Source organism: Gillisella terrae, assembly GCF_004801395.1.
Taxonomy (GTDB): Bacteria; Pseudomonadota; Alphaproteobacteria; order Rhizobiales; family Rhizobiaceae; genus Allorhizobium; species Allorhizobium terrae.
Map to the genome: position 1 here is coordinate 495,450 of NZ_SSOA01000002.1, position 25,353 is coordinate 520,802.

26 protein-coding genes and 1 tRNA gene are annotated in these 25,353 nt (G+C 54.1%); 6 read left to right on the forward strand and 21 right to left on the reverse strand.

What is annotated here, in order from left to right; all coding sequences use genetic code 11:
• Positions 1-185: 185 nt before the first annotated feature.
• Together E6C51_RS06090 and E6C51_RS06095 are read right to left on the reverse strand one after the other, a co-directional pair.
• Positions 186-941 (reverse strand): LuxR family transcriptional regulator, encoded by a 756-nt coding sequence (locus E6C51_RS06090; protein ID WP_190235338.1) that lies wholly within the window; start codon positions 939-941, stop codon positions 186-188.
• A 103-nt stretch (positions 942-1,044) separates the two neighbouring features.
• A tRNA-Pro gene (locus E6C51_RS06095) sits at positions 1,045-1,121 on the reverse strand.
• A gap of 435 nt (positions 1,122-1,556) precedes the next feature.
• Between E6C51_RS06095 and E6C51_RS06100 the strand changes: the two genes are divergently transcribed.
• Complete coding sequence (locus E6C51_RS06100) at positions 1,557-1,802, forward strand: DUF982 domain-containing protein (protein ID WP_146928783.1); 246 nt, start codon at positions 1,557-1,559, stop codon at positions 1,800-1,802.
• A 56-nt stretch (positions 1,803-1,858) separates the two neighbouring features.
• Here E6C51_RS06100 and E6C51_RS06105 read toward each other — a convergent pair whose 3' ends face one another.
• The 6 genes from E6C51_RS06105 to E6C51_RS06130 all read right to left on the reverse strand — a co-directional run bounded on the left by E6C51_RS06105 (position 1,859) and on the right by E6C51_RS06130 (position 6,308).
• The gene (locus E6C51_RS06105) at positions 1,859-2,395 is read right to left on the reverse strand and encodes a MerR family transcriptional regulator (protein WP_146931094.1); all 537 of its coding nucleotides are present in this window, start codon (positions 2,393-2,395) and stop codon (positions 1,859-1,861) included.
• Between the two features lie 123 nt (positions 2,396-2,518).
• Complete coding sequence (locus tag E6C51_RS06110; protein WP_190235339.1) at positions 2,519-2,857, reverse strand: integration host factor subunit alpha; 339 nt, start codon at positions 2,855-2,857, stop codon at positions 2,519-2,521.
• Between the two features lie 96 nt (positions 2,858-2,953).
• Positions 2,954-3,925 (reverse strand): beta-ketoacyl-ACP synthase III, encoded by a 972-nt coding sequence (locus E6C51_RS06115; protein ID WP_190235340.1) that lies wholly within the window; start codon positions 3,923-3,925, stop codon positions 2,954-2,956.
• Between the two features lie 19 nt (positions 3,926-3,944).
• A complete protein-coding gene (gene plsX, locus E6C51_RS06120) occupies positions 3,945-4,991 on the reverse strand; it encodes a phosphate acyltransferase PlsX (RefSeq protein WP_146928774.1) in 1,047 nt (348 codons plus the stop codon).
• A gap of 208 nt (positions 4,992-5,199) precedes the next feature.
• A complete protein-coding gene (locus E6C51_RS06125; protein ID WP_407920771.1) occupies positions 5,200-5,763 on the reverse strand; it encodes a YceD family protein in 564 nt (187 codons plus the stop codon).
• Complete coding sequence (locus E6C51_RS06130; protein WP_146928771.1) at positions 5,760-6,308, reverse strand: ubiquinol-cytochrome C chaperone family protein; 549 nt, start codon at positions 6,306-6,308, stop codon at positions 5,760-5,762. Before E6C51_RS06130 ends, E6C51_RS06125 begins: the two co-directional genes overlap by 4 nt.
• 341 nt (positions 6,309-6,649) lie before the next feature.
• On the opposite strand from E6C51_RS06130, the gene E6C51_RS06135 reads away from it, so the two are divergent.
• Positions 6,650-7,099, forward strand: coding sequence for an outer membrane protein assembly factor BamE (locus E6C51_RS06135; protein ID WP_230987095.1), 450 nt, complete (start codon positions 6,650-6,652; stop codon positions 7,097-7,099).
• 175 nt (positions 7,100-7,274) lie between these two features.
• Here E6C51_RS06135 and E6C51_RS06140 read toward each other — a convergent pair whose 3' ends face one another.
• From E6C51_RS06140 to ribH, 4 genes are all read right to left on the reverse strand, one after another.
• The gene (locus tag E6C51_RS06140; protein ID WP_190235341.1) at positions 7,275-9,413 is read right to left on the reverse strand and encodes a sodium-translocating pyrophosphatase; all 2,139 of its coding nucleotides are present in this window, start codon (positions 9,411-9,413) and stop codon (positions 7,275-7,277) included.
• Between the two features lie 120 nt (positions 9,414-9,533).
• Positions 9,534-10,766 carry an MFS transporter gene (locus E6C51_RS06145; protein WP_190235342.1) on the reverse strand — a complete coding sequence of 411 codons (1,233 nt, stop codon included), beginning with the start codon at positions 10,764-10,766 and terminating at the stop codon, positions 9,534-9,536.
• A gap of 43 nt (positions 10,767-10,809) precedes the next feature.
• Entirely contained in the window at positions 10,810-11,292 is a 483-nt protein-coding gene (gene nusB, locus E6C51_RS06150; RefSeq protein WP_190235343.1) for a transcription antitermination factor NusB, read from the reverse strand.
• A gap of 4 nt (positions 11,293-11,296) precedes the next feature.
• Positions 11,297-11,755: a 6,7-dimethyl-8-ribityllumazine synthase gene (ribH, locus tag E6C51_RS06155; protein ID WP_190235344.1), complete on the reverse strand. Its 459-nt coding sequence runs from the start codon at positions 11,753-11,755 to the stop codon at positions 11,297-11,299.
• 490 nt (positions 11,756-12,245) lie between these two features.
• On the opposite strand from ribH, the gene E6C51_RS06160 reads away from it, so the two are divergent.
• Positions 12,246-12,590, forward strand: a complete 345-nt coding sequence (locus tag E6C51_RS06160; protein WP_146928754.1) for a hypothetical protein — start codon at positions 12,246-12,248, stop codon at positions 12,588-12,590.
• 51 nt (positions 12,591-12,641) lie between these two features.
• Here E6C51_RS06160 and E6C51_RS06165 read toward each other — a convergent pair whose 3' ends face one another.
• From E6C51_RS06165 to E6C51_RS06195, 7 genes are all read right to left on the reverse strand, one after another.
• Positions 12,642-13,262 (reverse strand): riboflavin synthase, encoded by a 621-nt coding sequence (locus E6C51_RS06165; protein ID WP_190235345.1) that lies wholly within the window; start codon positions 13,260-13,262, stop codon positions 12,642-12,644.
• The gene (gene ribD, locus E6C51_RS06170; protein ID WP_190235346.1) at positions 13,262-14,359 is read right to left on the reverse strand and encodes a bifunctional diaminohydroxyphosphoribosylaminopyrimidine deaminase/5-amino-6-(5-phosphoribosylamino)uracil reductase RibD; all 1,098 of its coding nucleotides are present in this window, start codon (positions 14,357-14,359) and stop codon (positions 13,262-13,264) included. The genes E6C51_RS06165 and ribD overlap by 1 nt, the downstream gene beginning before the upstream one ends.
• 4 nt (positions 14,360-14,363) lie before the next feature.
• Positions 14,364-14,840, reverse strand: coding sequence for a transcriptional regulator NrdR (nrdR, locus tag E6C51_RS06175; RefSeq protein WP_146928745.1), 477 nt, complete (start codon positions 14,838-14,840; stop codon positions 14,364-14,366).
• A 12-nt stretch (positions 14,841-14,852) separates the two neighbouring features.
• A complete protein-coding gene (gene glyA, locus E6C51_RS06180; protein WP_146928742.1) occupies positions 14,853-16,142 on the reverse strand; it encodes a serine hydroxymethyltransferase in 1,290 nt (429 codons plus the stop codon).
• Between the two features lie 204 nt (positions 16,143-16,346).
• Positions 16,347-17,675: a L,D-transpeptidase family protein gene (locus E6C51_RS06185; RefSeq protein WP_146928739.1), complete on the reverse strand. Its 1,329-nt coding sequence runs from the start codon at positions 17,673-17,675 to the stop codon at positions 16,347-16,349.
• A gap of 344 nt (positions 17,676-18,019) precedes the next feature.
• Positions 18,020-18,532: a transcriptional regulator LdtR gene (gene ldtR / locus E6C51_RS06190; RefSeq protein ID WP_146928735.1), complete on the reverse strand. Its 513-nt coding sequence runs from the start codon at positions 18,530-18,532 to the stop codon at positions 18,020-18,022.
• A 149-nt stretch (positions 18,533-18,681) separates the two neighbouring features.
• A complete protein-coding gene (locus E6C51_RS06195) occupies positions 18,682-19,101 on the reverse strand; it encodes a DUF6163 family protein (RefSeq protein ID WP_146931088.1) in 420 nt (139 codons plus the stop codon).
• A 262-nt stretch (positions 19,102-19,363) separates the two neighbouring features.
• On the opposite strand from E6C51_RS06195, the gene hemB reads away from it, so the two are divergent.
• The 3 genes from hemB (at position 19,364) to E6C51_RS06210 (ending at position 21,985) form a co-directional block, all read left to right on the forward strand.
• Complete coding sequence (gene hemB / locus E6C51_RS06200) at positions 19,364-20,377, forward strand: porphobilinogen synthase (protein WP_190235347.1); 1,014 nt, start codon at positions 19,364-19,366, stop codon at positions 20,375-20,377.
• Between the two features lie 81 nt (positions 20,378-20,458).
• Positions 20,459-20,920 carry an RDD family protein gene (locus E6C51_RS06205; RefSeq protein WP_146928729.1) on the forward strand — a complete coding sequence of 154 codons (462 nt, stop codon included), beginning with the start codon at positions 20,459-20,461 and terminating at the stop codon, positions 20,918-20,920.
• Positions 20,921-21,229: 309 nt separating this feature from the next.
• Entirely contained in the window at positions 21,230-21,985 is a 756-nt protein-coding gene (locus E6C51_RS06210) for an arginyltransferase (protein WP_146928726.1), read from the forward strand.
• Positions 21,986-22,045: 60 nt separating this feature from the next.
• Here the strand turns inward: E6C51_RS06210 and E6C51_RS06215 are convergent, their stop codons facing one another.
• On the reverse strand, positions 22,046-23,830 hold the full coding sequence (locus E6C51_RS06215; RefSeq protein ID WP_190235348.1) for a sensor domain-containing phosphodiesterase: 1,785 nt from the start codon (positions 23,828-23,830) through the stop codon (positions 22,046-22,048).
• A gap of 462 nt (positions 23,831-24,292) precedes the next feature.
• Positions 24,293-25,339 (reverse strand): class I SAM-dependent methyltransferase, encoded by a 1,047-nt coding sequence (locus tag E6C51_RS06220; protein ID WP_190235349.1) that lies wholly within the window; start codon positions 25,337-25,339, stop codon positions 24,293-24,295.
• Positions 25,340-25,353: the final 14 nt, after the last annotated feature.

Genomic DNA, 25,353 nt, shown 5'->3' on the forward strand with positions numbered 1-25,353 from the left:
ACCTGCCTCATTGGCGAGACTGTTGAACCACGCAAAGACCATTCTTGCACGAGGGGCCTAATATTTGATTGTTTTTGAAGGGAGAAATAAACCTAAAACCGTCCCTTTGAATGGGATTCCCGGCGACAGCCTTTCGCTCATTCCTTCAATCGCTTCCGATTGAAGGAATGATGCAGCAGATGTGCTTAAACGGGGTCGATGATTCTCAACTTTGTTGCTTTTGCAACGGCGTGCACCGTGTTGCGGCATTTCAGCTTCAATCGCGCTGAGGTTAAATGCCCCCGCGCCGTATAATCCGAAATGCTCAAAATCAGCGAAATTTCTTTGTGGCTTTTGCCTTGCGCGGCCAGCGCAAGGCACTCCCTCTCACGATGGGCCAGCGGACGCATATCACCTACGCAAGCATTTTGCTCTGCCTTTGCAAGCTTATGAACTGCAACTGCAATGTCGCACCAGGCGCTAGCGTGAATTGCCACCACAGCCGCCCAAGCGGATGGTGGTGCACACGTATTGAACGAAAACAATGCCCTTCCCTTGCCGTCGTCGGTCAGTGGAATGCTATAGCCAAGTTCACCAACGCCAAATGCTTTGGCATCCCGCAGCATATCGCGCCCGGCACCTGTCCTCTCCAGATCGCTCCAACTAAACGGCTGGTTACTCTCCATGGCCTTCAAAACCACAGGATCGATGCTCACATAGTTTTTCGTCAGGTAATGCCCTACCCAGCCCGCTGGATAGGTGGATCGCACAAAAGGAGAATCGACCATGGACACCGTATTCTGGATCACATGGTAGGTCGCGTACTCAACCTGATAAATCGTACACAGCGCTCTCAGGGCAGAAATGACATCAGAGGCGTTTTTTACCGCCTCCAGCGCTTTTTTTTGAACAGTTGCTTGAGTCCGCTCCATGGCGAGACTTGGTGCAGAAAGCTCATCCATTTTTAACCTGCACATAAAACAGAATGGAAATAAAAATAAACTGCACAACACAATCACGAAATGTGATGCGCGCTATCGTCGAAAATTCTGGAGGATTTTAAAATGGTCGGAACGGCAGGATTTGAACCTGCGACCCCTTGACCCCCAGTCAAGTGCGCTACCGGGCTGCGCTACGCCCCGACCCGCTCCTAAGAGCAAGGTTGACTTAGAGTCTTTGCCCCTCGGGCGCAAGCCTAAAATTGCAGCTTCTTCCAAAAAAATATCGCTTTGAACAGAAGGATGTCGATCAGCCGCACTATGGATAAGCTGTTACCGGAACCGGCTCTGCCATGCTGGCTTTTTGCGCCTATCCACCAGAGTTGGCAATCAAACACACCTACAGCGCCGTGCGCCATTTATGGCGCACAAAGGACGCTGTAACACTTTTAAGCTGCTGCATAATTCCTTAAATCGATTCCGATTTAAGGAATTATGCAGTAGTGGGTAAAGGATTATATTAGAAAGATAATTTGAGATTGGAGCAGGTATCGCGGAACATAAAAATAAACATAAAATCTAACCACCCGCCGGGGAACCAATAGCTGCTGTCCGCGTTCTGAAGAGCGGAGAAAAAACATGACAGTAGACAGAAAATTTGAACGACCAATTTCCCTCGTTATCGAGGGCTCTCACCACGTTATTGGATCGATTCGGGAAGCCGCCTGGATTCTTGCAGATCGATGGCCCGATTTTTCCAGCACCTCTTTTCGTAAAGCATTGGCAGCTTGCGCGGATGCGCTGGAGGGTAAACGTTCGGCCGCCTACGCCAGACGGGCTCTGCTGGTTGCAGCGCGTCGGGACAAGATTGACATCGCGGTGTGATGTCAATCGTATCGGGCGGCAATGCGAGAGAAAAAAGCTTTACTGCGCGGATTGCGTCAGCGGACCTGATCGAGCAAGCGTTTGCATTCAAGAAGATCAAACAGGGTTTCCTGCAACAGAGCCCTGTCTTCTTTATTTATGGAGCCTTTGCCGAGTGAAATCTCCGGCACACCATCATCGCCGCCGCCAAACCCGAAAAACCGGCTTGCCGGGCGAGGCTTGACCTGCCCCACCACCTGATCATCATCCAGCCCCAAGGACGGTTCATCGTTGATGGTCTGGCCTGCGGCCACCAGCGCTTCCATGGTTGCAAGATCACCTGATGCGACAGCGACAACAAACTTGTTACCGTTTGTTTTCAGAAGTTTCTGCACACCCTTGATGGTGTAGCCGTGATCATAAAGCAGATGGCGAATGCCCTTCAGCAATTCCACATCGTCGGGACGATAATAGCGACGACCGCCGCCTCGCTTCAAAGGCTTGATCTGCGGAAAGCGTGTTTCCCAAAAACGAAGCACATGCTGTGGCAGATCAAGATCGTCCGCCACTTCGCTGATTGTGCGGAAGGCGTCAGGGCTCTTATCCAATACAATCGCTCCATCATGTCGAATTGGAATGACTTGCCTGCTCAGGATCAAGCGGCGGGTTCGTCACCCACCAGACTCAACGGCTCTTGAACCCTTGTCAGGCAATATCCATAATGTGTTTTGAAAAATTCAGTGCGCAGGGTTGGCAGGCTTCTGCTTGGCTTTTCTGGCCAGATGCGAACGAAGAATACGCTGCTTCAACACATTGGACGCCTTGAAGGTCATAACCTTGCGTGGGGAAATCGGCACTTCCTCGCCGGTCTTGGGGTTGCGGCCAATACGCTCATTCTTCGCGCGCACCTGAAAGGTGGCAAAAGAGGAGAGTTTGACCATCTCGCCGCGCACAATTGCATTGCAGATCTCATCGATAACCGTTTCGACCAGTTCCGCAGATTCAGTGCGAGAGAGACCAACCTTGCGGAAAACCGACTCAGCCAAATCCGCCCGCGTCACAGTTTTGCCTGTCATAGCATCCCGTCCGTTTATCCATTAATACCGTTGAAGCGAGAGAGTATTGATCCAATCCCGATCGGTCAAGCGCCCTAACAACTTGTTTTTGCGTCATTACCAGCGCAACAGCACTGCACCCCAGGTAAAGCCGCCGCCCATGGCTTCCAAAAGCACGACATCGCCCTTCTTTAAGCGCCCATCGGCAACAGCCACAGACAGCGCCAACGGAATGGAGGCAGCAGATGTATTGCCGTGATTCTGAACGGTCACCACAACTTTTTCCAAAGGAATGCCAAGCTTTTTGGCCGAGCCATCAATGATTCGTCGGTTTGCCTGGTGAGGCACCAGCCAATCAATATCAGCCGCTGTCATGTGAGACGCTTCAAATGATTGTTCGATCACATCGGTAATCATGCCAACTGCGTGCTTGAACACTTCACGGCCTTCCATGCGCAAATGGCCGACTGTGCCGGTGGTGGAAGGGCCACCATCAACATAGAGCTTTTCACGATGTGCGCCATCGGAGCGCAAATGAGCGGTCAACACGCCACGATCTGCGTTTGTCCCCTCACCCTCTGCCGCCTCGAGAATCATAGCACCAGCACCGTCGCCAAACAAAACGCAGGTGGTGCGATCTTTCCAATCGATAATACGCGAGAATGTCTCGGCACCAATCACCAGCACGCGCTTGGCCAGGCCGCCGCGAATATAGGCATCTGCCGTGGTCACCGCATAGACAAAGCCGCTGCACACCGCCTGAACATCAAAGGCAAAGCCATGGCTCATGCCCAAGCGGTTCTGGATGTTCACAGCCGTGGCTGGAAACGTATTATCGGGCGTCGAGGTCGCGCAGATGATCACGTCAATATCAGCGGCCGTCAGACCTGCGGCTTTCAACGCCGCTTCGGCGGCTTCTGCGCCCAGCGACGCGGTGGTTTCGCCTTCGCCAGCAATGTAACGCTGCTCAATGCCGGTGCGCTGAACAATCCATTCGTCGGTTGTATCAACGATGGTTTCCATCTCGCGGTTAGTTAATACTCGCTTGGGCAAAGATGCGCCAACACCGCGAACAACTGAACGAATCATTTTCTGTATATCCTGTTCGTCACGCTGCTTCCGGCCCGACGCTCGTTGGCTCAAAAGCGTGATAAAGTTTCAAGTCATTTTCGATTTTCTGGGTCAGGCCATTTCGGACCATGTCGTATCCAACCTCAATGGCCGCTGCAAACCCCTCTGCATCGGTTCCACCATGACTTTTTATGACAATACCATTTAATCCGAGAAAGACGCCGCCGTTGACCTTGCGGGGGTCCATTTTCTCGCGAAGCGCATCGAAAGCACCTTTGGCAAAAATATAACCAATGCGTGACAAAAGACTGCGCGACATGGCGGCCCGCAGATAAGTGGCAATCTGCTTGGCTGTGCCCTCTGCTGCCTTCAAAGCAATGTTTCCGGTAAAGCCTTCCGTGACCACAACATCCACGGTGCCTTTGCCCAGATCATCGCCCTCGACAAAACCATAATAATTGAGGCTATCAATATTGGCATCGCGCAGCAGCCGACCGGCTTCACGCACCTCTTCCTGACCCTTGATCTCCTCAACCCCGACATTCAAAAGGCCAATGGTCGGGCGCTTGATTTCGAACAGCGCGCGCGCCATGGCACCGCCCATAACGGCAAAATCAATCAATTGCTTGGCATCGGCACCAATCGTGGCACCAATGTCGAGCACAATGCTTTCGCCTTTCAAGGTTGGCCAAATACCCGCAATGGCTGGCCGCTCGATATCGGCCATCATCCGCAGGCAGAATTTTGCCATGGCCATCAGCGCACCAGTATTGCCCGCAGACACAGCCACATCGGCATCGCCGGTTTTAACCGCTGCAATCGAGCGCCACATGCTTGACACGTTACGGCCACGGCGGAGCGCCTGGCTTGGCTTTTCATCCATGCTGATGGCCACATCGCAATCGTGAAAGACCGATTTTTCCTTGAGCTTAGGATATTTTGCCAGCAGAGCTTCACATTTGGCGCGCTGGCCAAACAGCACGAACGTAATGTCCGGATGGCGCTCCAGCGCCTTCGCTGCCCCTGGAATGACAACTTCAGGACCGAAATCGCCCCCCATGACATCGAGAGAAATCTTGACCACGCGTCTTTATCCCTTCTTTTCACCACCGGGTGAAATTTTGGCCAAAATACTGGTTTTGACCCTGCACACAACACATTTGTGCTAAACTTCGCCGGTGTTATTCGCAGGCTGCAATGCCGCGCATGGAGCATCCGGCATTAAAGCTGCTTAGTTTATTGTTTTATTGCGCTTTTCTATTCAGAAAAAACTGCCTCCCCACAGAACAGGTCTAGTCTTTTTTCCAGTCCTTTAAAGCAGCAAAAGGTGACGGGCGAATGATCTCGGCCCCTGTATCTTCGATATGGCCAGAAAACTCGGCATCCGGTTTGCGCGGATAAGGGTCAATCGCCATCGCCGCAAACTCGGTCACCAGAGCACCGGCATCAATTGTGTCACCAACAAATGGTTCTGGCAGGTCCGGGCCTTCAGGATCAACAACCATTTCGCCGTGCCCATCCAGCATCAAGCGCGCAAGCTTGGAGCCTTCCGGCACATAGACCTGCTCAAGCTGCTCGTTGATCTTGCACAGAACAGGCTCCAGTGTGACCACGCAGGCCTGCTCAAGTTCGCCCTCGACGGTGCCCTTGATGCGCACGCCATCTTTTTTCCAGCGTGAAATCTGTAAGTCCGCCTTGAGGAAGCGCACATTCAGCACTTTCCACAGCTTGGCTAGCCCAATGAGCTCGCTCTCATTGGCTTCTAAATGCACCTTCACCGCATTGGCGGAGATGTGTCCGACCTTAACGGCGTAGGAAAAAGGATTTTCCATATCACCCAAACCCTGCAATTTCATTGTTGGCCCTGCTCTTCCGGGGACGGCAGCGCAATGGAGCCGGTAACAACGGCCTCTTCGGGCGTATTTACCAGCTCCGTCTCAGCCAGCATAGCCCATTGAGCCAGCCCGACCATATCCGCTGCATCTGTTTGTTGCGGGTGTATATTGCGTTTCAGCGCGGCTGCAAGCCCTTGGCTGTCTTTTTGATCAAGAGCCTGACCATAAGCCTCAAGACGCCCATAAAACATTCCTGCCAGTTTTTTCATACGCTTGGGCACCGATTGATCCCCGATTCCCAGCTCGCGGATGGAATGATCTATATCCTGAAAAAAGGCATCAATGATTTCCTGGGCTACTTCCTGCCCGCTCGCTTGTGATTTTGTGGTGCGCCGCAAATAGAGAATCATCACCAGAGACAGCATCTCAAACCGCCCCATCACCGTATCTGGCACGTCCAGTCGCAGGTAGAAATGGGGTATGCGCGCGGCCTGCGTCAGAAGAGCATATTGCCGATCGACAATCTGACGGTTGTTCTTTCTGGTCTTGAACAAGTCAAAAATCATGACAATGCCTACTTTACTGGTTTGGCAGGGGCGCAACCGCCTGGCCGATGTTGCATGATGACGCAAGCTGGTTTACCGAAGCAATGGTGAATTGCAATGCCGCTTGCCTGATCCGCCATTGTGCAGACCGGGGTGGTGGCCAATAGACGTGATATTATTTGGACAAAGCATATCATTGCAAGTTGCCTTTGCGGTTTCCCCGGAAAGGACACAATGATATGGGCAACACTCTGCTGCTTTGACACACAAGCGGGCACAAGAGAGAGCGGGCACGAGAGAGCATGATGGGAGACGCATCATTGAAGAGACGGTATTTCCAGCCGCACGTTAAAACCGTGGGCATGGCTGCGATAACCCTGCTGATCGCAACGGCTGGGCTTTCCGGCTGCCAAACGAGCGAAATCTATCACAACGGTTACATTGTTGACCCGCAGGCGCTTGAGCTGGTGCCGGTTGGCTCCAGCCGTGAGCAGGTCTTGCTCAGCCTTGGGACGCCATCGACCACGGCGACCTTTGACGGTGAGGTGTTCTATTACATCTCTCAGACCCGCAAGCGTCCTGTTGCCTTCATGAAGCAGCAGATTGTGTCGCAACAGGTTCTCGCCATCTATTTCAACAAGGATGGTGTCGTCACCCGGCGCGCCAATTACACACTCAAGGATGGCAAGGTCTTTGATATGGTGTCCAGCACCACGCCAACAGGCGGCAGAGACATGACCTTCCTGCAACAGATTCTGTCTGGCGGCGGCGGTGGTGCCAACAGCATGAAGAACATGCTGGGCATGCAATAAGCCTTACAGCGCCGTGCGCCATATATGGCGCACAAAGGACGCTGTAACACTTTTAAGCTACTGCATAATTCCTTAAATCGATTCCGATTTAAGGAATTATGCAGTAGAGCTCGACACAAAGAAACCCGCGGCGATCGACCGCGGGTTTTTTATGCTTTACAGCGCCGTGCCCGGATCAGCCAGCAAGCACGGCCAACAGCAGCAGGGCGACTATATTGGTGATCTTGATGGCGGGGTTGACCGCAGGACCGGCCGTATCCTTGTAAGGATCGCCAACAGTGTCGCCGGTGACCGAGGCCTTGTGAGCTTCCGAGCCCTTCATATGGCGTGTGCCGTCTTTGTCGACAAAGCCATCCTCAAAGCTCTTTTTGGCATTATCCCAAGCACCACCACCTGAGGTCATGGAAATGGCCACAAACAGGCCGTTGACAATCACACCCAGCAAAGACGCACCCAGCGCTGCAAAAGCGGATGCTTTTGAGCCAGACACCAGCAGCACGCCGAAATAGACCACCAGCGGAGCCAGAACCGGCAAAAGCGATGGGATCACCATTTCGCGAATGGCGGCCTTGGTGAGAATATCCACGGCGCGGCCATAATCGGGCTTGTCAGTGCCTGCCATAATGCCGGGCTTTTCCCGAAACTGGCGGCGTACCTCCTCAACAATCGAGCCTGCCGCACGGCCAACCGCTGTCATGGCAATGCCGCCAAACAGGTAAGGAATCAGGCCACCGAAAATCAATCCGGCCACCACATAGGGATTGGACAGGCTAAACGAAATATCGCCAATGCCTGCGAAATAGGGATATTTGTCGCCATTGGCGGCAAAGAATTGCAGGTCGTTGGAATAGGCCGCAAACAACACCAGCGCACCCAGCCCGGCAGAGCCAATGGCATACCCCTTGGTGACAGCCTTGGTGGTGTTGCCAACCGCATCGAGCGCGTCGGTGGATTTACGCACTTCCGGCGGCAGATGAGACATTTCAGCAATGCCACCGGCGTTATCCGTGACCGGGCCGAAAGCATCAAGGGCGACAATCATCCCGGCAAGGCCAAGCATGGTGGTCACGGCAATGGCGGTGCCGAACAGGCCTGCCAATTGATAGGTGCCGATGATGCCGCCAACGATGACAAGCGCAGGCAGCGCGGTTGACTCCAGGGAAACAGCCAGACCCTGGATGACATTGGTGCCGTGACCGGTGACCGATGCCTGTGCGATAGAATTGACCGGGCGCTTGTTGGTGCCGGTGTAATATTCGGTAATCACCACAATCAGCGCCGTGACCACCAGACCAAGAAGACCGCAGATAAACAGGTGCGTGCCTTTGATTGCCATGCCACCCACCGTGCCGATCTCTCCCCAGCCAATGGTGAGCTGGGTTGCGACAGCAAGGCCGATAATCGACAACAGGCCGGTGACAATCAAGCCTTTGTAGAGTGCGCCCATGATCGAGCCATTAGTGCCGAGCTTGACGAAGAATGTGCCAACAATGGATGTGAGAATGCAGGTGCCGCAAATGGCCAGAGGATAGACCATGGCGCTTTCAAGCACAGCGCTCCCGGCAAAGAAAATTGCCGCCAGCACCATGGTGGCAACCACCGACACGGCGTAGGTTTCAAACAGGTCTGCGGCCATGCCAGCGCAATCGCCAACATTATCGCCAACGTTATCGGCAATGGTGGCCGGGTTGCGCGGATCATCCTCTGGGATACCGGCTTCGACCTTGCCGACCAGATCGCCGCCCACATCTGCACCCTTGGTGAAAATGCCGCCGCCAAGCCGGGCGAAAATGGAAATCAGTGATGCACCGAAGCCCAAGGCCACCAACGCATCAATCACCTCGCGCGAGCCGCTGGCGTGACCCAGTCCGACGGTGAGAACAAAATAATAAAGGGAGACACCCAGAAGGGCGAGGCCCGCCACCAGCATGCCGGTGATGGCACCGGATTTGAACGCTATGTCCATGCCAGCCGAAAGGCTTTGGGCGCAGGCCTGTGCTGTGCGTACATTGGCGCGAACCGACACATGCATGCCGATAAAGCCCGCAGCACCCGACAGCACCGCACCAAGGAGAAAGCCGATAGCTGCTTCACCCGACAACAGCCACCAGGTCAAGACAAACACCACCGCACCAACGGCAGCAATGTTAAGATATTGACGCGCCAGATAGGCCTTTGCGCCCTCGCGGATATAGCCCGCAATTTCCTGCATGCGTGGCGTGCCCTGATCGGCCGCCAGCACAGACTGCGTTGCCCAGACCGCATAGGCCACAGACACCAAACCACATAGAATTACGCCCAATAGAACTGCCATTCCAAAGCCTCCCTCTTTGGAGCACTCCTCTTCCAAGGGGCGCTCGGGTTCCAGTGGAGAGAGAGTGCGCTTTCCAAACGGCAGCCGTCAAGGGTGGTCAGAACAATGGATAGACAGATATCAATTAACGGCAAGACGGCGCTTGGCCCGGACGATCTCCAGCACAATCAGCGCAAGACATACGAGGGTTACCGGCCAGATCACCAGATTCATCACCGACCAACCGTAGGCGGTAAAAACCTTACCCGACGAAAAGGATGACAGCGCAACGGTGCTGAACAGGACAATATCGTGAAATCCTTGCACCTTATCAGCCTCTTGCGGACGATAGCTGGAAGCAACGATGGCGGTTGCACCGATAAAGCCGAAATTCCAGCCAATACCCAGCAGCACAAGGGCTGCCCAGAAATTCCAAAGCTCAACGCCTGCATGAGCCACCAGCGAGCAGGCCATCAGCACCAACAGCCCTGCCCCCACCACACGCTCGGCACCAAAGCGACGAATGAGCTTGCCGGTGAAAAAGCTGGGGCCAAACATGGCAATCACATGCCATTGAATGCCAAGCGTTGCCTGCCCCGTGGTAAAGCCACAGCCAATCACCATGGCCAGCGGCGCGCCTGTCATCACGAATGTCATCAGCGCATAGGTGCAGATGCCGCAAAACATGCCAGTGGCAAAACGCGACGTGGTGATGATCTCACCAAGCGGCAGCGCCGCAACGCCATCAATGGCGGCAGCGCCTGAATTTTTGGGAAGGTGAACAAAGGAGAGAATGGCAATTGCCGCCAGCATCAGCGGCACGAGTGCCACAAACGCACCTGCAAAAGGCACAGGCTCGAGCAGGTCTTTCATCCAGATGGCAATTTGCGGGCCAATAATGGCCGAAACAATGCCACCCGCCAGAATCCATGAAATGGCCTCGGCCTTGAAAAAGCTGGGCGAGACATCGGCAGCGGCAAAGCGGATTTTCTGGGTGAACCCACCCGAGAGGCCAATCAGCACCATGCCGACAGCGAACAACCAGAAATTCATCTCGAAAAGCGCAAGCGTGGCCACAAGCCCGCCCGCCAAGCCCAAAGCTGCGCCGACCATAAAGCCGACTTTTTTGCCCAAAAGCCGCGCAAAAATGGCAACCAACACCGCGCCAAAAGCAACGCCGAGATTAAAGCCCGTCACCGGAACCGTCGCCAAGGACTTATCCGCGCCCAAAAGCTGATAGCCAGCCAGGCCACCCAGAGAAATGGCAAGCGGCGCTGCCGCGCCCAGAATGGCCTGCGCGGCTGTTAAAATGCCAACATTGCGCTTGGCCGCGCGCAGTTGACTGTCCATATTTGTGCCCGCGTCCATCGTCATGCCCCACTCATTCTGTCAGCAAGGCATGATTAGCAGCCGGTTGCTATTTTGCAACCGTTGTGCGCACTTGCTTGGCAATCCGATCCAGCACGGCATTGACCAGCTTTGGCTCGTCTTCCTGGAAAAATGCGTGGGCGATCTCGACATATTCCGTCACAATCACCGCGACAGGAACATCCTTGCGCTCCAACAGCTCGAATGCGCCCGCGCGCAAAATGGCCCGCACGGTGCTATCGACACGCGCCAGCGACCAATCGTCCTGCAAGGCTTGACGGATCAGCGGGTCAATCTTGGTTTGATCGCGCACCACGCCGGAGACCAGCGAGCGAAACCACGAGGCATCGGCCTTGAGATAGGTGTCGCCATCCAGTTCCTGACCGAGACGGTGGGTCTCGTATTCGGCCACCACTTCCAGAACGCCGCTACCGGCCATATCCATCTGGTAAAGGGCCTGAACAGCAGCAAGGCGGGCAGCCCCACGCTGATTGGCGGTTTTTACCGGCGGTGTTGTATGTTCACTCGTCATGCTTTCAGCCACCAAATCTCTGCTTCAAGGCAATCATCGTCAAAGCGGCGCGGGCAGCAAAGCCGCCCTTGTCTTTGTCAGACCGCTTAACGCGTGCCCAAGCCTGTTCATCATTTTCAACGGTCAGAATGCCATTGCCAATGGCAAGCGATTCCGACACGGACAAATCCATCAATGCGCGCGAGGATTCATTGGCGACAATATCAAAATGATAGGTCTCTCCGCGAATAACCATGCCGAGCGCCACATAACCATCATAGACCACGCCGCCATTGTCGGCACCATCCAGCGCCATGGAAATCGCAGCCGGAATTTCCAGCGCGCCCATAACGGTGACGATATCGTAGCTAGCGCCCGCTTCATCCAGCGCCGCCTTGGCACCGTCCAGCAGCGCATCTGCCATATCGTCATAAAAACGCGCCTCAACAATAAGCAGGTGCGGTGCAGAAGAAAGATCAGACATGAGCGGTCACTCCGGGAACGGGCGGATGAAATGGCAATGATTGGATGCGCGGTCAAACCACGCTCACACCGCAATGGCAAGTGTTTTTCGCAAGAACCGGCATAAATGCGTCATAATGACGGGGCAGCGAGCCAATCCGCACATTTTTGTGATGGCGCTCTCTCGTCATCATTTTCACAGCCGCTGAGCTGCAAATGGCGCTGAAATGCGAAATCCACGCCAGCATAACCGCATGGGCCATCGATTGCGTTTACCCTTTAAGTCTTTGCTGTTCATCATCAATTTCAAAGCACCGGCAGCAGCAGACGCAAACCTGCCTCTCTCCACTGCGCTGTCACCCCAAAACGGGCTTTTTGATGAACAGCAAGATGACATATTTGTAATTGCTTTCAACCGCTTGAGGGGTGGAAAATCCCAAAATGCGGGCGCACATCTATCAGCATCGGCCCATGATCGGGCTTGATCGTTGTTGTGAAGCAGGAGACGACCGATGAGCAATGTCGGACATGTATTTAGTGCATCCACCATTGGAGCTGTTGTGTTTGGCGGTGTGCAAGGCGCAGAATTTGCAAACAGCCCCGAAGACAGCGTACAACCTTTTATCAATAGCCAATTCAATATCGTTCCCATCAGCACATTGAATCCGGGCGATCCAGCCTATCTCACCTTTGCCTCGCAAAGCCCGCACGCTTTGCAGGCCAGAAAGCTGCAAGCCGCGATTTTCGCCACCCCCAAAGCCATGAAACAGCTCTTGGCCCGCCACGTTGAGGTCACATCCGTTGTTGGCCTGATGCAAACAACCGATGGCACAACAACGCTTTATGTGGCTGATTAACAGACCCTGTATTGGTGAGCTTGCGTCAAGGCGTGACGCAAGCGTCGCTTATCAAAGGCCCGTGGATGCAGGAAACTCGGCCAATCGCGCCGCATAACGCGCCATGGTATCCACTTCGAAATTCACAAAATCGCCCACCTTGCGCTCACCCCATGTGGTGACATCCAGCGTGTGGCGGATCAGCAAAATATCGAAATCGCAGTGGTTGACGGCATTGACCGTGAGGGATGTGCCATCCAGCGCCACTGACCCCTTGGGGGCCACAAAGCGCGCCAAATGCTCTGGCACCCGCAGCGTATAGCGCGTGGCATCGCCCTCACTTTTTACTGCGATAATTTCAGCCTTGCCATCAACATGGCCAGACACAATGTGGCCGCCCAGCTCATCGCCAATTTTAAGCGAGCGCTCCAGATTGATGCGTGTGCCTTTTTTCCACGCGCCAATGGTGGTCAGCCGAAGGGCTTCTTCCCAGGCCTCCACTTCAAACCAGCGTTCATTGCTGCCTTCACCGGGCAGGCCCGTGACCGTCAGGCATGTGCCGGAATGGGCAATGGAAGCGCCCATATCAATGGTGGCGGGGTCATAGCTGGTGGCAATGCGCAGCCGAATGCCTTCTTTCAGAGGCGTGATATCTTCAACCGTGCCAACGTCTGTCACAATGCCTGTAAACATCAACGATCTCTTTCATATTCATCAAACTGATCAGCACCGAAGCGCGCATGGCGCACATGCCGGAATGTGGATGGTATATTGGCGCGGCCAAGCGGTGATGCAAGGCCATCACGGCCGATTTCAACGGCACCTTGATAGAGATGAAGCCGATCCACCAGATCAGCCTCCAGAAACGCCTTGGCTACAGTTGCTCCGCCTTCAACCAACACAGACGAAACCCCAAGCGTTGCGAGACGCGCAAGCAGATCGCTGAGATCAGCAACCTTTATCACCTCGACAGCTTGATCCTTCAGCGCCATTTCCCGCGCGGAAAATGCCGCATCGCAGCGAAAATCGGTTGGATTGCAACAGGCACAGGCGGTTCGTACGCGGTCTGCTGTGGACGCAAGCGTGGATGAAAGAGGCAATTCCAGACGACGATCCAGCACAATACGCAAGGGGGAGCGATGCTCCATACCCTTCAAGCGCACGGTAAGTTCGGGATTATCTGCCGTCGCGGTGCCGATCCCCACCAGAATAGCGTCGGTTTCAGCCCGCAAAAGCTGCACCTGCGTGCGGGCAATGGGGCCAGTGATGGCGACCTGCCCCTCGCCTTTTTTGCCAATCATGCCATCAGCAGAAATGGCAAGTTTCAAAATCACCTGCGCACGCTTGCAGACGTGCCGGGTGAGATAGGCTGAAAGCCCCCTCGCCGCGTCCGTGTGCAAAACGCCCGTGACCACCTCGATCCCAGCATCTGCCAAAATGGCCAGACCGCGACCCGAAACACGCGGGTCTGGGTCTGTCACCGCCACAACAACCCGCGCAACACCAGCTGCCACCAGCGCATTGGCGCAAGGCGGCGTTTTGCCATAATGCGAGCAAGGCTCCAATGTCACATAAACGGTAGCACCCTTGGCCCGCGCACCGGCCATGGCCAGCGCTTGCGGCTCCGCATGGGGCCGTCCGCCAATAGCGGTGACGCCCTCACCAATAATTTCGCCGTCTTTGACAACGACACAGCCAACCGAGGGGTTTGTTGCGGTTTGACCGAGATGAGAACGACCCAACCGAATGGCAGCCGCCATGAAACGGCGATCGTCAGCCTCAACGCGCATCCGCTTATTCCGGATCTATATCTCGAGATATTTTTGCGGTGATCTCCGAAATCACCTGCTCAAAATCCTCGGCGTGTGAGAAATCGCGATAGACCGAGGCATAGCGCACAAAGGCCACATCATCGAGGCTCTTGAGCGCCTCAAGCACCTGCAAGCCGATGCGTTCCGACGAAATTTCTACCTCGCCCGAGCTTTCCAGCCGACGTACGATGCCAGAGACGGCGCGCTCGATCCGGTCACGCTCGACCGGGCGTTTGCGCAGTGCGATCTCGAAAGACCGCACCAGCTTTTCACGATCAAAGGGAGCCTTGCGGCCCGTTTTTTTCAACACGGTCAGCTCGCGCAATTGCACGCGCTCAAACGTGGTGAAGCGGCCACCACAATCCGGGCAAATTCTGCGCCGACGGATGGCAGTATTATCCTCCGCCGGACGCGAATCCTTCACCTGGGTGTCATCTGAACCGCAAAACGGGCACCGCATGCAATGTTTCCCTTACAGATAAGGGTACATGGGGAAGCGGCCTGTCAGCGCCACGACCTTGTCGCGCACCGATGCTTCAACCGCCGCATTGCCTTCATCCGAATTGGCAACCTTCAGTCCGTCGAGCACTTCGACAATCAGGTTACCGATTTCGATGAACTCGGCTTCCTTGAAACCACGGGTCGTGCCAGCCGGGGTGCCGAGGCGGATACCGGAGGTTACAAATGGCTTTTCAGGGTCGAACGGAATGCCGTTCTTGTTGCAGGTGACGTAAGCGCGGCCAAGGGCAGCTTCTGCGCGCTTGCCGGTGGCGTTTTTCTTGCGCAGGTCCACCAGCATCAGGTGGTTGTCGGTGCCGCCAGAGACAATGTCCAGACCGCCCTTGACGAGCGTTTCCGACAGAGCCTTGGCGTTCTTGACGATCTGAGCTGCATAATCCTTGAACTCAGGCTGCAAAGCTTCACCGAAGGCGACGGCCTTTGCGGCAATGACATGCATCAGCGGACCGCCCTGAAGGCCGGGGAACACAGCCGAGTTGAACTTCTTGGCCAGATCCTCATCATTGGTCAGGATCATACCGCCGCGTGGGCCGCGCAGCGACTTATGAGTCGTGGTTGTGGCAACATGGCAGTGCGGGAATGGCGATGGATGCTGACCACCCGCCACCAGACCGGCGATATGGGCCATATCAACCATCAGGTAAGCGCCGACTTCATCAGCGATTTCACGGAAACGCTTCCAGTCCCAGATGCGGGAATAGGCTGTGCCGCCAGCAATGATCAGCTTTGGCTTGTGCTTGCGGGCTGATTCGGCAACGGCGTCCATATCCAGCAGGTTGTCGCCTTCGCGCACGCCGTAAGATACAACATTGAACCACTTGCCAGACATGTTGACCGGCGAGCCGTGGGTCAAATGCCCCCCGGAGTTGAGGTCGAGGCCCATGAACGTATCACCGGGCTGCAACAGCGCCAGAAACACGGCCTGGTTCATCTGCGAACCGGAGTTGGGCTGCACATTGGCAAAATTGACGCCAAACAGCTTCTTGGCGCGCTCGATCGCCAGTTCTTCGGCAATATCAACAAACTGACAGCCGCCGTAATAGCGCTTGCCTGGATAGCCTTCGGCATATTTGTTAGTCATGATCGAGCCTTGCGCTTCCAGCACGGCGCGCGAGACGATGTTTTCCGAAGCGATCAATTCAATCTCATGGCGTTGGCGACCGAGCTCCTTCTCAATCGCGCCAAAGATTTCCGGATCCGAGTCGGCAAGTGAGCGAGAAAAGAAAGCATCGGTATTTGTCATGATCGCAGTCTCCTGAAAGCGTGGATGCCCCGGCGTATTAACGCCCCCGAGAGGTAATCGCAAGACAACAGAGCGACATTTGCAAGCCAAAGAGCGAGAGACAGCGCTTGTTCTTCGCTTGTGGCGGCCCGTCGGCGGAAAAACAGAAAAAAAGGGCCGCACAGGATTTGCGCGGCCCTTTTTAAAAACATGAAAAACGAAAGCTTATTGCCGTGGCAAATTATCGTCTTCGATATTGCCGGGGTTTTGCTCCACGCCAATGTTGGTTTGCAATGCAAGCTGTGCGTCACCATCGCGCTGATAGATATCGTCGCGGAACTGCACAACATTGTCCTTGGCAGACCATGCCGTGATGTAAACGATGTACACCGGCACTTCCTGTGCCAGCTTGATCACTGTGTTCTGACGAGTCGAAATTACCCGTTCAATCTGCTGGCGCGGCCAGCCGGGTGTATCTTTCAGCAGCCATGTGGTGAGATCGCGCACGTTCTGAACGCGCATGCAGCCGGATGATTCAAAGCGCATCAGCTTGTTGAACAGGCCTTGCTGCGGCGTATCATGCAGATATTCATTGTTCGGATTATGGAAGTTGATTTTGGTCGAAGCCATGGCGTTGATTTTGCCGGGATCCTGACGGAACATCAGGTTTGGCGCCTTGGGCGCATTCCAGTCCACGGTTTCCGGTGCAACTTCCTGTCCCTTGTTGTCGAACAGGCGGATGTTGTTGCGGGCCAGATAGGTCGGATCCTTGCGCATCAGCGGCACAATGTCCTTTTCGACAATCGAACGCGGCGCGGTCCAGTAAGGATTGAGAATGACTTCATAAATCTTGGAATTGATCGGATGTGTCGGACGCGAGATACGGCCAACAATCGCATTGGTGTGCAGCGCCACACGGTCGCCTTCAACCGCCTCGATATTCATGGCGGGAATATTGACCATCACGTAGCGCGGACCCAGATCGCCTGACATCGACTGCAAGCGCACAAGATTGGTGTTCAACTGGTTGAGGCGAACAGCAGCAGAGATATTCATGGCCTTCAGGGTATATTCGCCAAGAGCGCCGTCTGGCGGCAAGCCATGACGCGCCTGAAACCGCTTTACGGCACCGTCCACATAGGTATCGAAGGAATCAGACAGGCCAGCTTCACGGGCAAGGTCACCAGAGATCATCAGGCGCTGGCGCAACACCTGCACGCTCGGATCAATCACACCCAGCTTCAACTTGACGGTTGGATTGACCATGGGCCAACCGCCTTGCGAAACAATTTGCTGATATTGGGCAATGACGTTTTGCAAAATTGGCAGATTGGTCGCACTCAACAAAGGCGTATTGGATGTCACCATCGCCGTTGCGCGCGAGGTCTGGGCATCAAACTGGTCATCCCAATTGCCACGGCTGCGCGCATTGATCACTTCATCAACAGCAGACTGAGCCGCAGCTTGACCGGCAATCGCCGATGCGCCAACGAGCGCTGCGCCCATAAGGAGTCCGCGACGTGAGACCGCAACCAGATTTGTCTTGTCTGCCATATTCACAATTTCCCTAACGATCCGCCGATCATAACACACCCAGCCTGTGCCAACCCAATATTGGCAGCATAAGCAAAACGAATTTCCCGACCCGAGAAATGCGCCAGGAACCCCTTTGTTCCATCTGCTTCTTAGCCTTTCTGGCTGACATATCAATATGGCTAAAGCTTGTCAGATCAAAAAGCATGCCAACAGCTATTCGCCGTTTGAGTGTGCTTTTATTGTCGCAGCGAGCGCGTGCCTCCCCACGGCCGTCGGGCAAAAATCATGCGCCCGTCAGCCCAATGGTGCAAGCCGCGTATCGACAGGGAATGAATGCCTGTTTCAAAAAAGCAGACACCCTATTACATGCGATAGGCGATCGTATCATTCCAGAAGCGATCAAGACGCTGAAGCAGCGTGTTCATCTGGTTGAATTCATTGGTGCCAATGCCGCCCACCTTCTGGATCGAGCCAACGTGACGCTCATAGAGCTTTGCAACGGTTTCTGCGATGTCCTGACCTTCTTCTGTCAGCGAAATGCGAACCGAGCGGCGGTCAACCCGCGAACGGGAGTGATTGATGAAGCCAAGGTCCACCAGCTTCTTGACGTTGTAGGACACGTTGGAGCCGAGATAGTAACCGCGCGAGCGCAGCTCACCGGCGGTCAATTCTGAGTTACCGATGTTGAACAGCAACAAAGCCTGCACTGCATTGACGTCATTGCGACCCTGACGGTCGAACTCGTCCTTGATCACATCGAGCAGACGACGGTGCAGACGCTCTACCAAATGCAACGAGTCGAGGTAGAGAGAACGGATGGCCTGCTCTTCCTGATCAACGGCGGAAACCTGTGGTTTGATATTGGTGTTGGTCATTTTTTCTGCCTCACTGTTTTGGGTGGCGGTTATGTTTGTTTTCTCCCGCCTTGAGACAGACAATATCGAATACCCATAAAATTCTATTTAAAACGCAAGCTTAACAGAGACTTACCATTCACAGGCTTTGTATCAGGGTAAACCAAATCTTATTGGGAGCGAGAAGCCCGCTTTTCCAGCATGATCGCCACACGAAACGCCACATAGACGACAGCCACAATGATGTGAAAGGTGATCAGCAATGGATTTTCACCAAAAATCTTTGGCCAGAAACCATACATTAAGATTTGCGCCAGCGCCCCGATTGCCCAGATCACCGGCCCCCAGGACACCGTCATCCACAGACCCAGACTGGACACGGGAAAAATAACCGCCAGCGAACAGGTGGTGATGCGCCATGGCACGGTCAAAAGATCGAAGCGCGCGAGACCATTGTGGGAATAGCCAACCAGCATGGCCCAAAACTCGAGGCCAAACCAAAGAGCAATAAAAGCAACAATACGGAGGAAGACCACAAACAGGACATCCGTGATGCTGAACTTCGGAGTATGAACGCTATCATCAATCATGGTGCCACGATAACCGCAATGCCGCGCCGCCGCCAGAGCCTTGGCGCGCACATGCACCGAATTGGCTCACGCAAAATCCTGCCCCTCTCCTTTCCTCAGCAACGAGACTGATAAAGTCGATTTGTCGCAAGCGCGTGATCTTGATGGGCAAAAGGCGGGTTTCGTGTTAGGCCGTGGCACAAACAAAGATCTTGAGCGCCCGTTCCATAAACATCCGCATGGATGCGCTCAGATACGATCAAACAGAGACTGGAGGCCAGCCATGCACGACAAAACCCATCTGGTGGATCAGATCACCGGCCACCGACGCATGCGCCGCAATCGCAAGGCCGACTGGACCCGCCGACTGGTGCAAGAAAACCATCTCACAGTCAATGATCTGATATGGCCAATCTTTCTGGTGCCCGGAAAGGGTATTATCGACCCCATTCCAGCCATGCCCGGCGTCAACCGTATGAGCGTTGACAAAGCGGTGGAAGCGGTCAAGCAGGCCGCCGATCTTGGCATTCCGGCCATTGCCACTTTCCCCAATATTGAAATGGAAAAGCGTGACCAAACCGGCTCTGCGATTCTGGATGCCAATAATCTTCTCAATGAAGCAACGGCAGCCTTCAAAAAACATGTCCCCAATATTGGGGTGATCACCGACGTGGCACTGGATCCTTTCACCAGCCACGGCCACGATGGCATTTTGCGTGGCGATATTATTGTCAATGACGAAACAGTCGATCAGGTGGTTCGCGCCGCCGTGATGCAGGCCGATGCCGGTTCCGACATCATCGCCCCGTCCGAAATGATGGATGGCCGCATTGGTGCCATTCGTCGTGGGTTGGATGCGGCAGGCCATCAGGATGTTGGCATCATGTCCTATGCCACCAAATTCTCGTCGGGCTATTATGGTCCCTACCGTGAAGCCATTTCGACCTCCGGCCTTTTGAAGGGCGACAAGAACAGCTATTACATCAACCCCGCCAATGGCACAGAGGCGCTGCGCGATGCGACCCTTGATGTTGAAGAGGGTGCGGACATGCTGATGGTCAAACCCGGCCTGCCCTATATTGATATTTGCTGGCGCATGAAGGAAGCCTTTGGCCTTCCGGTTTTTGCCTATCAGGTATCAGGCGAATATTCGCAGATCAAAGCAGCAGGCATGAATGGCTGGATTGACGAGCAAAGGGTGATGATGGAAACCCTGTTGTGCTTCAAGCGGGCCGGTTGCGATGGCATTTTGACCTATTTCGCGATCGAGGTCGCCAAAAAGCTGGCCAAAGGCTGACTTTGGGTTGATTTTTCAGGGGCGAAATTGAAACTCGGGTCGAAACTTCCCATATCATGGTCAATCACCAAGGAGATGATGATGAGCTTCGACCCGAACATGACCGCCAATACAGTGCCCACCGACTGGCGCGCCTACAGTGGCGTTCTGTCGCGTCGGGTTTTCGCTTTTGCCATTGATTATGTGCTGGTGGCGGTGCTGTGCTTTCCGGCGGCAATTGCGGTCTTTTTCATCGGCGTTTTCACGCTGGGCCTTGGCTGGCTGCTCTATCCCATTCTGTTTTTTGTCGTGGCTGGCCTTTATTTTGGCCTGTCGCTTGCCGGACGCTCGCAGGCCACCCCCGGCATGAGGGCCATGGGTATTGCCATGATCCGGCTGGATGGCGGCAAAATCGACTTTGTTACCGCCATCGCCCATCTGGCGCTGTTCTGGATTCTCAACTCAGTCCTGACACCGCTGATCCTGCTGGCCGGTCTTTTTATCGAGCGCTCAAGACTGGTGCATGATCTGTTGCTGGGCACAGCCACCATACGCACCAGTTAAGTGGCAGACCCAGCTTAACCAGAATCTTTTCATGACAGCGCCGTGCGCCCTTGCTGGCCTCGGCGCTGTCGCATGTCATATGTTCTGCAAAATATAAGGCGCATGACGCTGCCAACCGGCGCTCAACGTCCAACTGCACTCTTGACGTTCCACAATCATCCTTCATTCTCATGGGAATGAAGAATCGGCCTCCCCAGCAAAGCAATCGTCACCGTTGCGAGGTGCTGTAAATCGTCAGATATTCGTGCATAATACCGTCTTCGAAACTATCCTATGTTGAACTGCTCAACGAGGGCTTTTGGAAAACCGATGAACACACAGGCAACAAGCTCTCCACAGTTTTACCTGACAGCGCCGGCACCCTGCCCTTACCTGCCCGGAGAAATGGAAAGAAAAGTCTTCACCCATCTGGTCGGTGCACGGGCAACGGAAATGAATGATCTGCTGACACAAGGCGGATTTCGTCGCTCGCAGAACATTGCCTACCGCCCCGCCTGTGAAAACTGCCGCGCCTGTCTGTCGGTTCGCATCATTGCCAAGGAATTTCGACCGAACCGCACGATGCGCAAAGTGCTGGCCGCAAACGCCGATCTGAAAAGCACGGTGTTCCCGGCCCAACCCTCCACCGAGCAGTTTTCCCTTTTTCGGCGCTATCTGGATGATCGCCATCAAGCGGGTGGCATGTCAGATATGTCGGCGCTGGATTTTGCCATTATGGTGGAAGACAGCCATGTGAAAACCCGTGTTATTGAATACCGCCTGCCGCCTGAAGAGGATTCAGAGCGTCCGGGCGAGTTGGTGGCCGTGGCTCTCACCGACATTCTCAGTGACGGCCTCTCCATGGTCTACTCATTTTTCAACACAGACCTCCACAAGCGTTCGCTGGGCACCTTCATGGTGCTGGACCATATCCGTCGCGCCAATGAGATGGGCCTGCCCCATGTCTACCTCGGTTATTGGGTCAATGGCTCACAAAAAATGGGCTATAAAACCCGCTTCCTGCCGCAGGAACATCTTATGAGCCAGGGCTGGACGCGCTATCAGCCCGATACCGATCCATCTTGATCGGCAAGGCTGAAGCATCTCCTTCTCTATGATTGTCGAGCGGCCGATGGCGGCGATAACTCATGCGACGGCTGAGTGAACAGGGTCTGCCGCGCGCTTTTCAAGCACCCATGCGCAAAGCGTCTCCTCAGACATCGGACGTGACAACCAGAAGCCTTGAATTTCGCTGCACCCCATAATCTGCAAAAGATCAGCAGCCTCTCGCGTTTCGACGCCCTCCGCCACCACGTCATAGCCCAGACTATGGGAAAGTTTGATCATCGATTCGACCAGCACGCGCTCGCGATGGCCCTGCAGCATGTCGGCCACGAAAGTACGATCGATTTTCACCACATTGGCGGGCAATTTTTGCATGTAGGAGAGATTACTATAGCCGGTACCAAAATCATCAATGGCAATGCGCACTCCAAGATCGGAAATTCGCTGCATCACCTCACACGACTTCTCTTTTTCCGCCATAACAGCAGTTTCGGTCAGCTCAAACTCAATCTGTTTTGGCGAAACGCCATGGTAGGCGAGCTTTTCAACCAGCAGATCAAAGAAATCGGGCTCATTGAGATTAACGGCGGAGATATTGATCGAGAGACGCAAATCAAAGCCCTTTTGATGCCATCGGGCCAGTTGGAGCAGAGATTGATCAATCACCCAGGCGCTCAACTGACGTATAAGGCCGGATGCCTCAATCACGGGTACAAATTCTGCCGGAGAAATACTGCCGAATTCGGGATGAATCCAGCGCAGCAGCGCTTCTGCACTCTCGACCCGTCCCGTGATGCAAGATAATCTCGGCTGAAACACCAGATGCAATTGATTGTCCTCAGCCAATGCTTTTGGAAAATCACTCAGAATACGGAAATTTCGTTGATGCCATAAATCATGCGTGGCGGAATAGAACGCAATCCCGGTTTCACTGTTGCGGGCGTCCTGCACAGCACTTTGGAGTGCGCGCAATGCATCTTCCGGCGACGTTTCGCCGGGATCGAAAGACATAACGCCAATGGAAGGCGTCATTGTCATGCGCAGGTCGGACACCTCTCCAACCTCACGCAAAAGTCGCTCCAGCACCGGAATGCAGCTTTCAGGCGTGGCATTTTCGGGCGCAAAAACAGCGAATTGCATCGGACCGATTTGATAGGCAGTCCGCTCATCACCAATCCGATCACGCAAAAAAGCCGCCACAGCGGCCACAATCCCATCAACATGGCTTGGCCCCAGCACCCGCGACAAGCGGTCGAACTGCATGGTCTGGGCCAGATCCAGACAACTAAGCAACCGAGGCGTTCCCGCCGCGTGGATTTGCATATCCCGAAGATCACTGAAAAGCTGATAGCGGTTTGGCAAACCGCTCATGGCTTCAATGCGCCCCACGGCATGTTGCATTTCAACCTGATCCATGACCATCGCCGCAAGATCCGTCAGCACAGCCATTTGCTGCGCCTCAATCACATGCGGCTGGGTATCCAGCACACAAAGCGCCCCAAGACCGTAACCGTCCGGCGTGATCAGCGGCACGCCCGCATAAAAGCGAATACCCGCCTGCCCCAAAGGACTGTCTACGTAGTAAGGGTGCTTTTGAAAATCGCCAACCACAAGAGGTTTGCAGGTTTCTGCCACTTCGGCGCAAGGCGCTTTGAAACGCGGGATCTCTCTATGATCCAAGCCGACGCTGGATTTGAACCATTGCCGATCAACATCGGTGAGCGATACCGCCGCAATCGGCAAGCCGAAATACTTTGCGACAATACGGGTGATACGATCAAAACACTCACTGGACAGCGTATCCAGTATTTTCAGATTGCGCAGACTTGCCAGTCTCGAAGATTCACGTGCTTCTGCGATCCTCATTGTTTACACCACCCTCAAAATCCAAGAACGTCAATAGATCGCTATGGCACTCTGCGGCCAGCACAATGCTGGTCCGTTCAAATTTGAGAAGGATATGGAGCATTACCCCTTAAATAATAGGGGTTATCTCGCCTAATACGGCTGCTTTTCGGATATTACGGAGATATTAGTGAACAACTATATAATTTCGATGATCCAAATCGATCAAAGATGAAAGTTTTGCAGACTACAAAAGCGTTGAAACGCCGCATTTATCCGACATGCAGCGCCTCAATGCCATAACACTCTACAGCGCCTCTCACCATATGTGGCGCACAAAGGACGCTGTAGCACTTTTAAGCTGCTGCATAATTTTCTCCTTAAATCCACTCCGATTTAAGGAATTATGCAGTAACAATGACGAGCCAGTTGAGCCGCGAAACAATCAGTATTTCGCCCAAAACAGCAGGCCTTCTTTGGTGCTCAGCCAATCTTGCGCATGAAGCCATACACAATATTGCGGTTTTCGCCAAAGCGCACAAAGCAATCAAACACGCCGTCATCCGTGCTTGCACGCATGATGCGCCACATGTCTTCCTCTGTGCGCAGCAACAGAGCCCAATTCATGAATGTTTCCATATAGCCATCGGCGATAATGTCTTCAGAAAAATTCGCAAACATGAACACGCCATTGGGCTTGAGCATTTGCAGGCATTTGCGGGTCAGCTTGATGGAGACCTTGTCGTTCAAATAATCATACAGGCCAGCGGCATAGACAAAATCGAAGGTGCCGAGATCATGCGCGTTGGTGAGCAGGCTGCGCACAGAACCGTCGACTGCTTCAATACAGGTATCCGCGAAATCACGCCGGATAGAACCAATGCTCATCGGATCTTGATCCAGCGCCACCCAACGTTTGATCCTTTGTTGATGAAGGGCGACAGAGTTGTTTGCTTCGCGCAAGTGACCTGCGGCAATTGTCAGAATTTCGGCATCGCCGCCGCGAGAACCGGCAATTTCATCAATATGCTGCGTCAGAAGATCACGACGTTCACGCACCGCCCTGGATGCCGACGAATTCCGATTGACTTCATAGAGCGCAAGACCAGTGGGGGTGGATTTGGCAATTTCATCGTTGAGGCTCGGATGCCCATAGATGAAGTCAATCAATTGTGCATCGCCAGAATAGCCACGTGGCTTCACAAAAGACCAACGTGTGAAAGGATCCTGTAGAAAATAGCTGGCAATGGGATGGCTTTGCGCAAGTGCTATCAGATGTTGCCAAATGGCCGGCGACGACTTTGCGCGCAAAGCATGAAGGCCCGCACCAAGCATGCCATGGATTTGATCAGGCTCCATCTGTTTTTCAATTTGCTGACCTGCTAAATTGAGGATGATCGCAAGTTCTGACTCAGCCGCGAGCTTATCACGCTCATTCACGGGATTACTTTTGATGGATAAAATTTCTGCGGCAATCGAACGTGGCGTGACAAGACTTTGCCCATCCAATAACACGTCAACAGACTTCATATTTAACACACCTT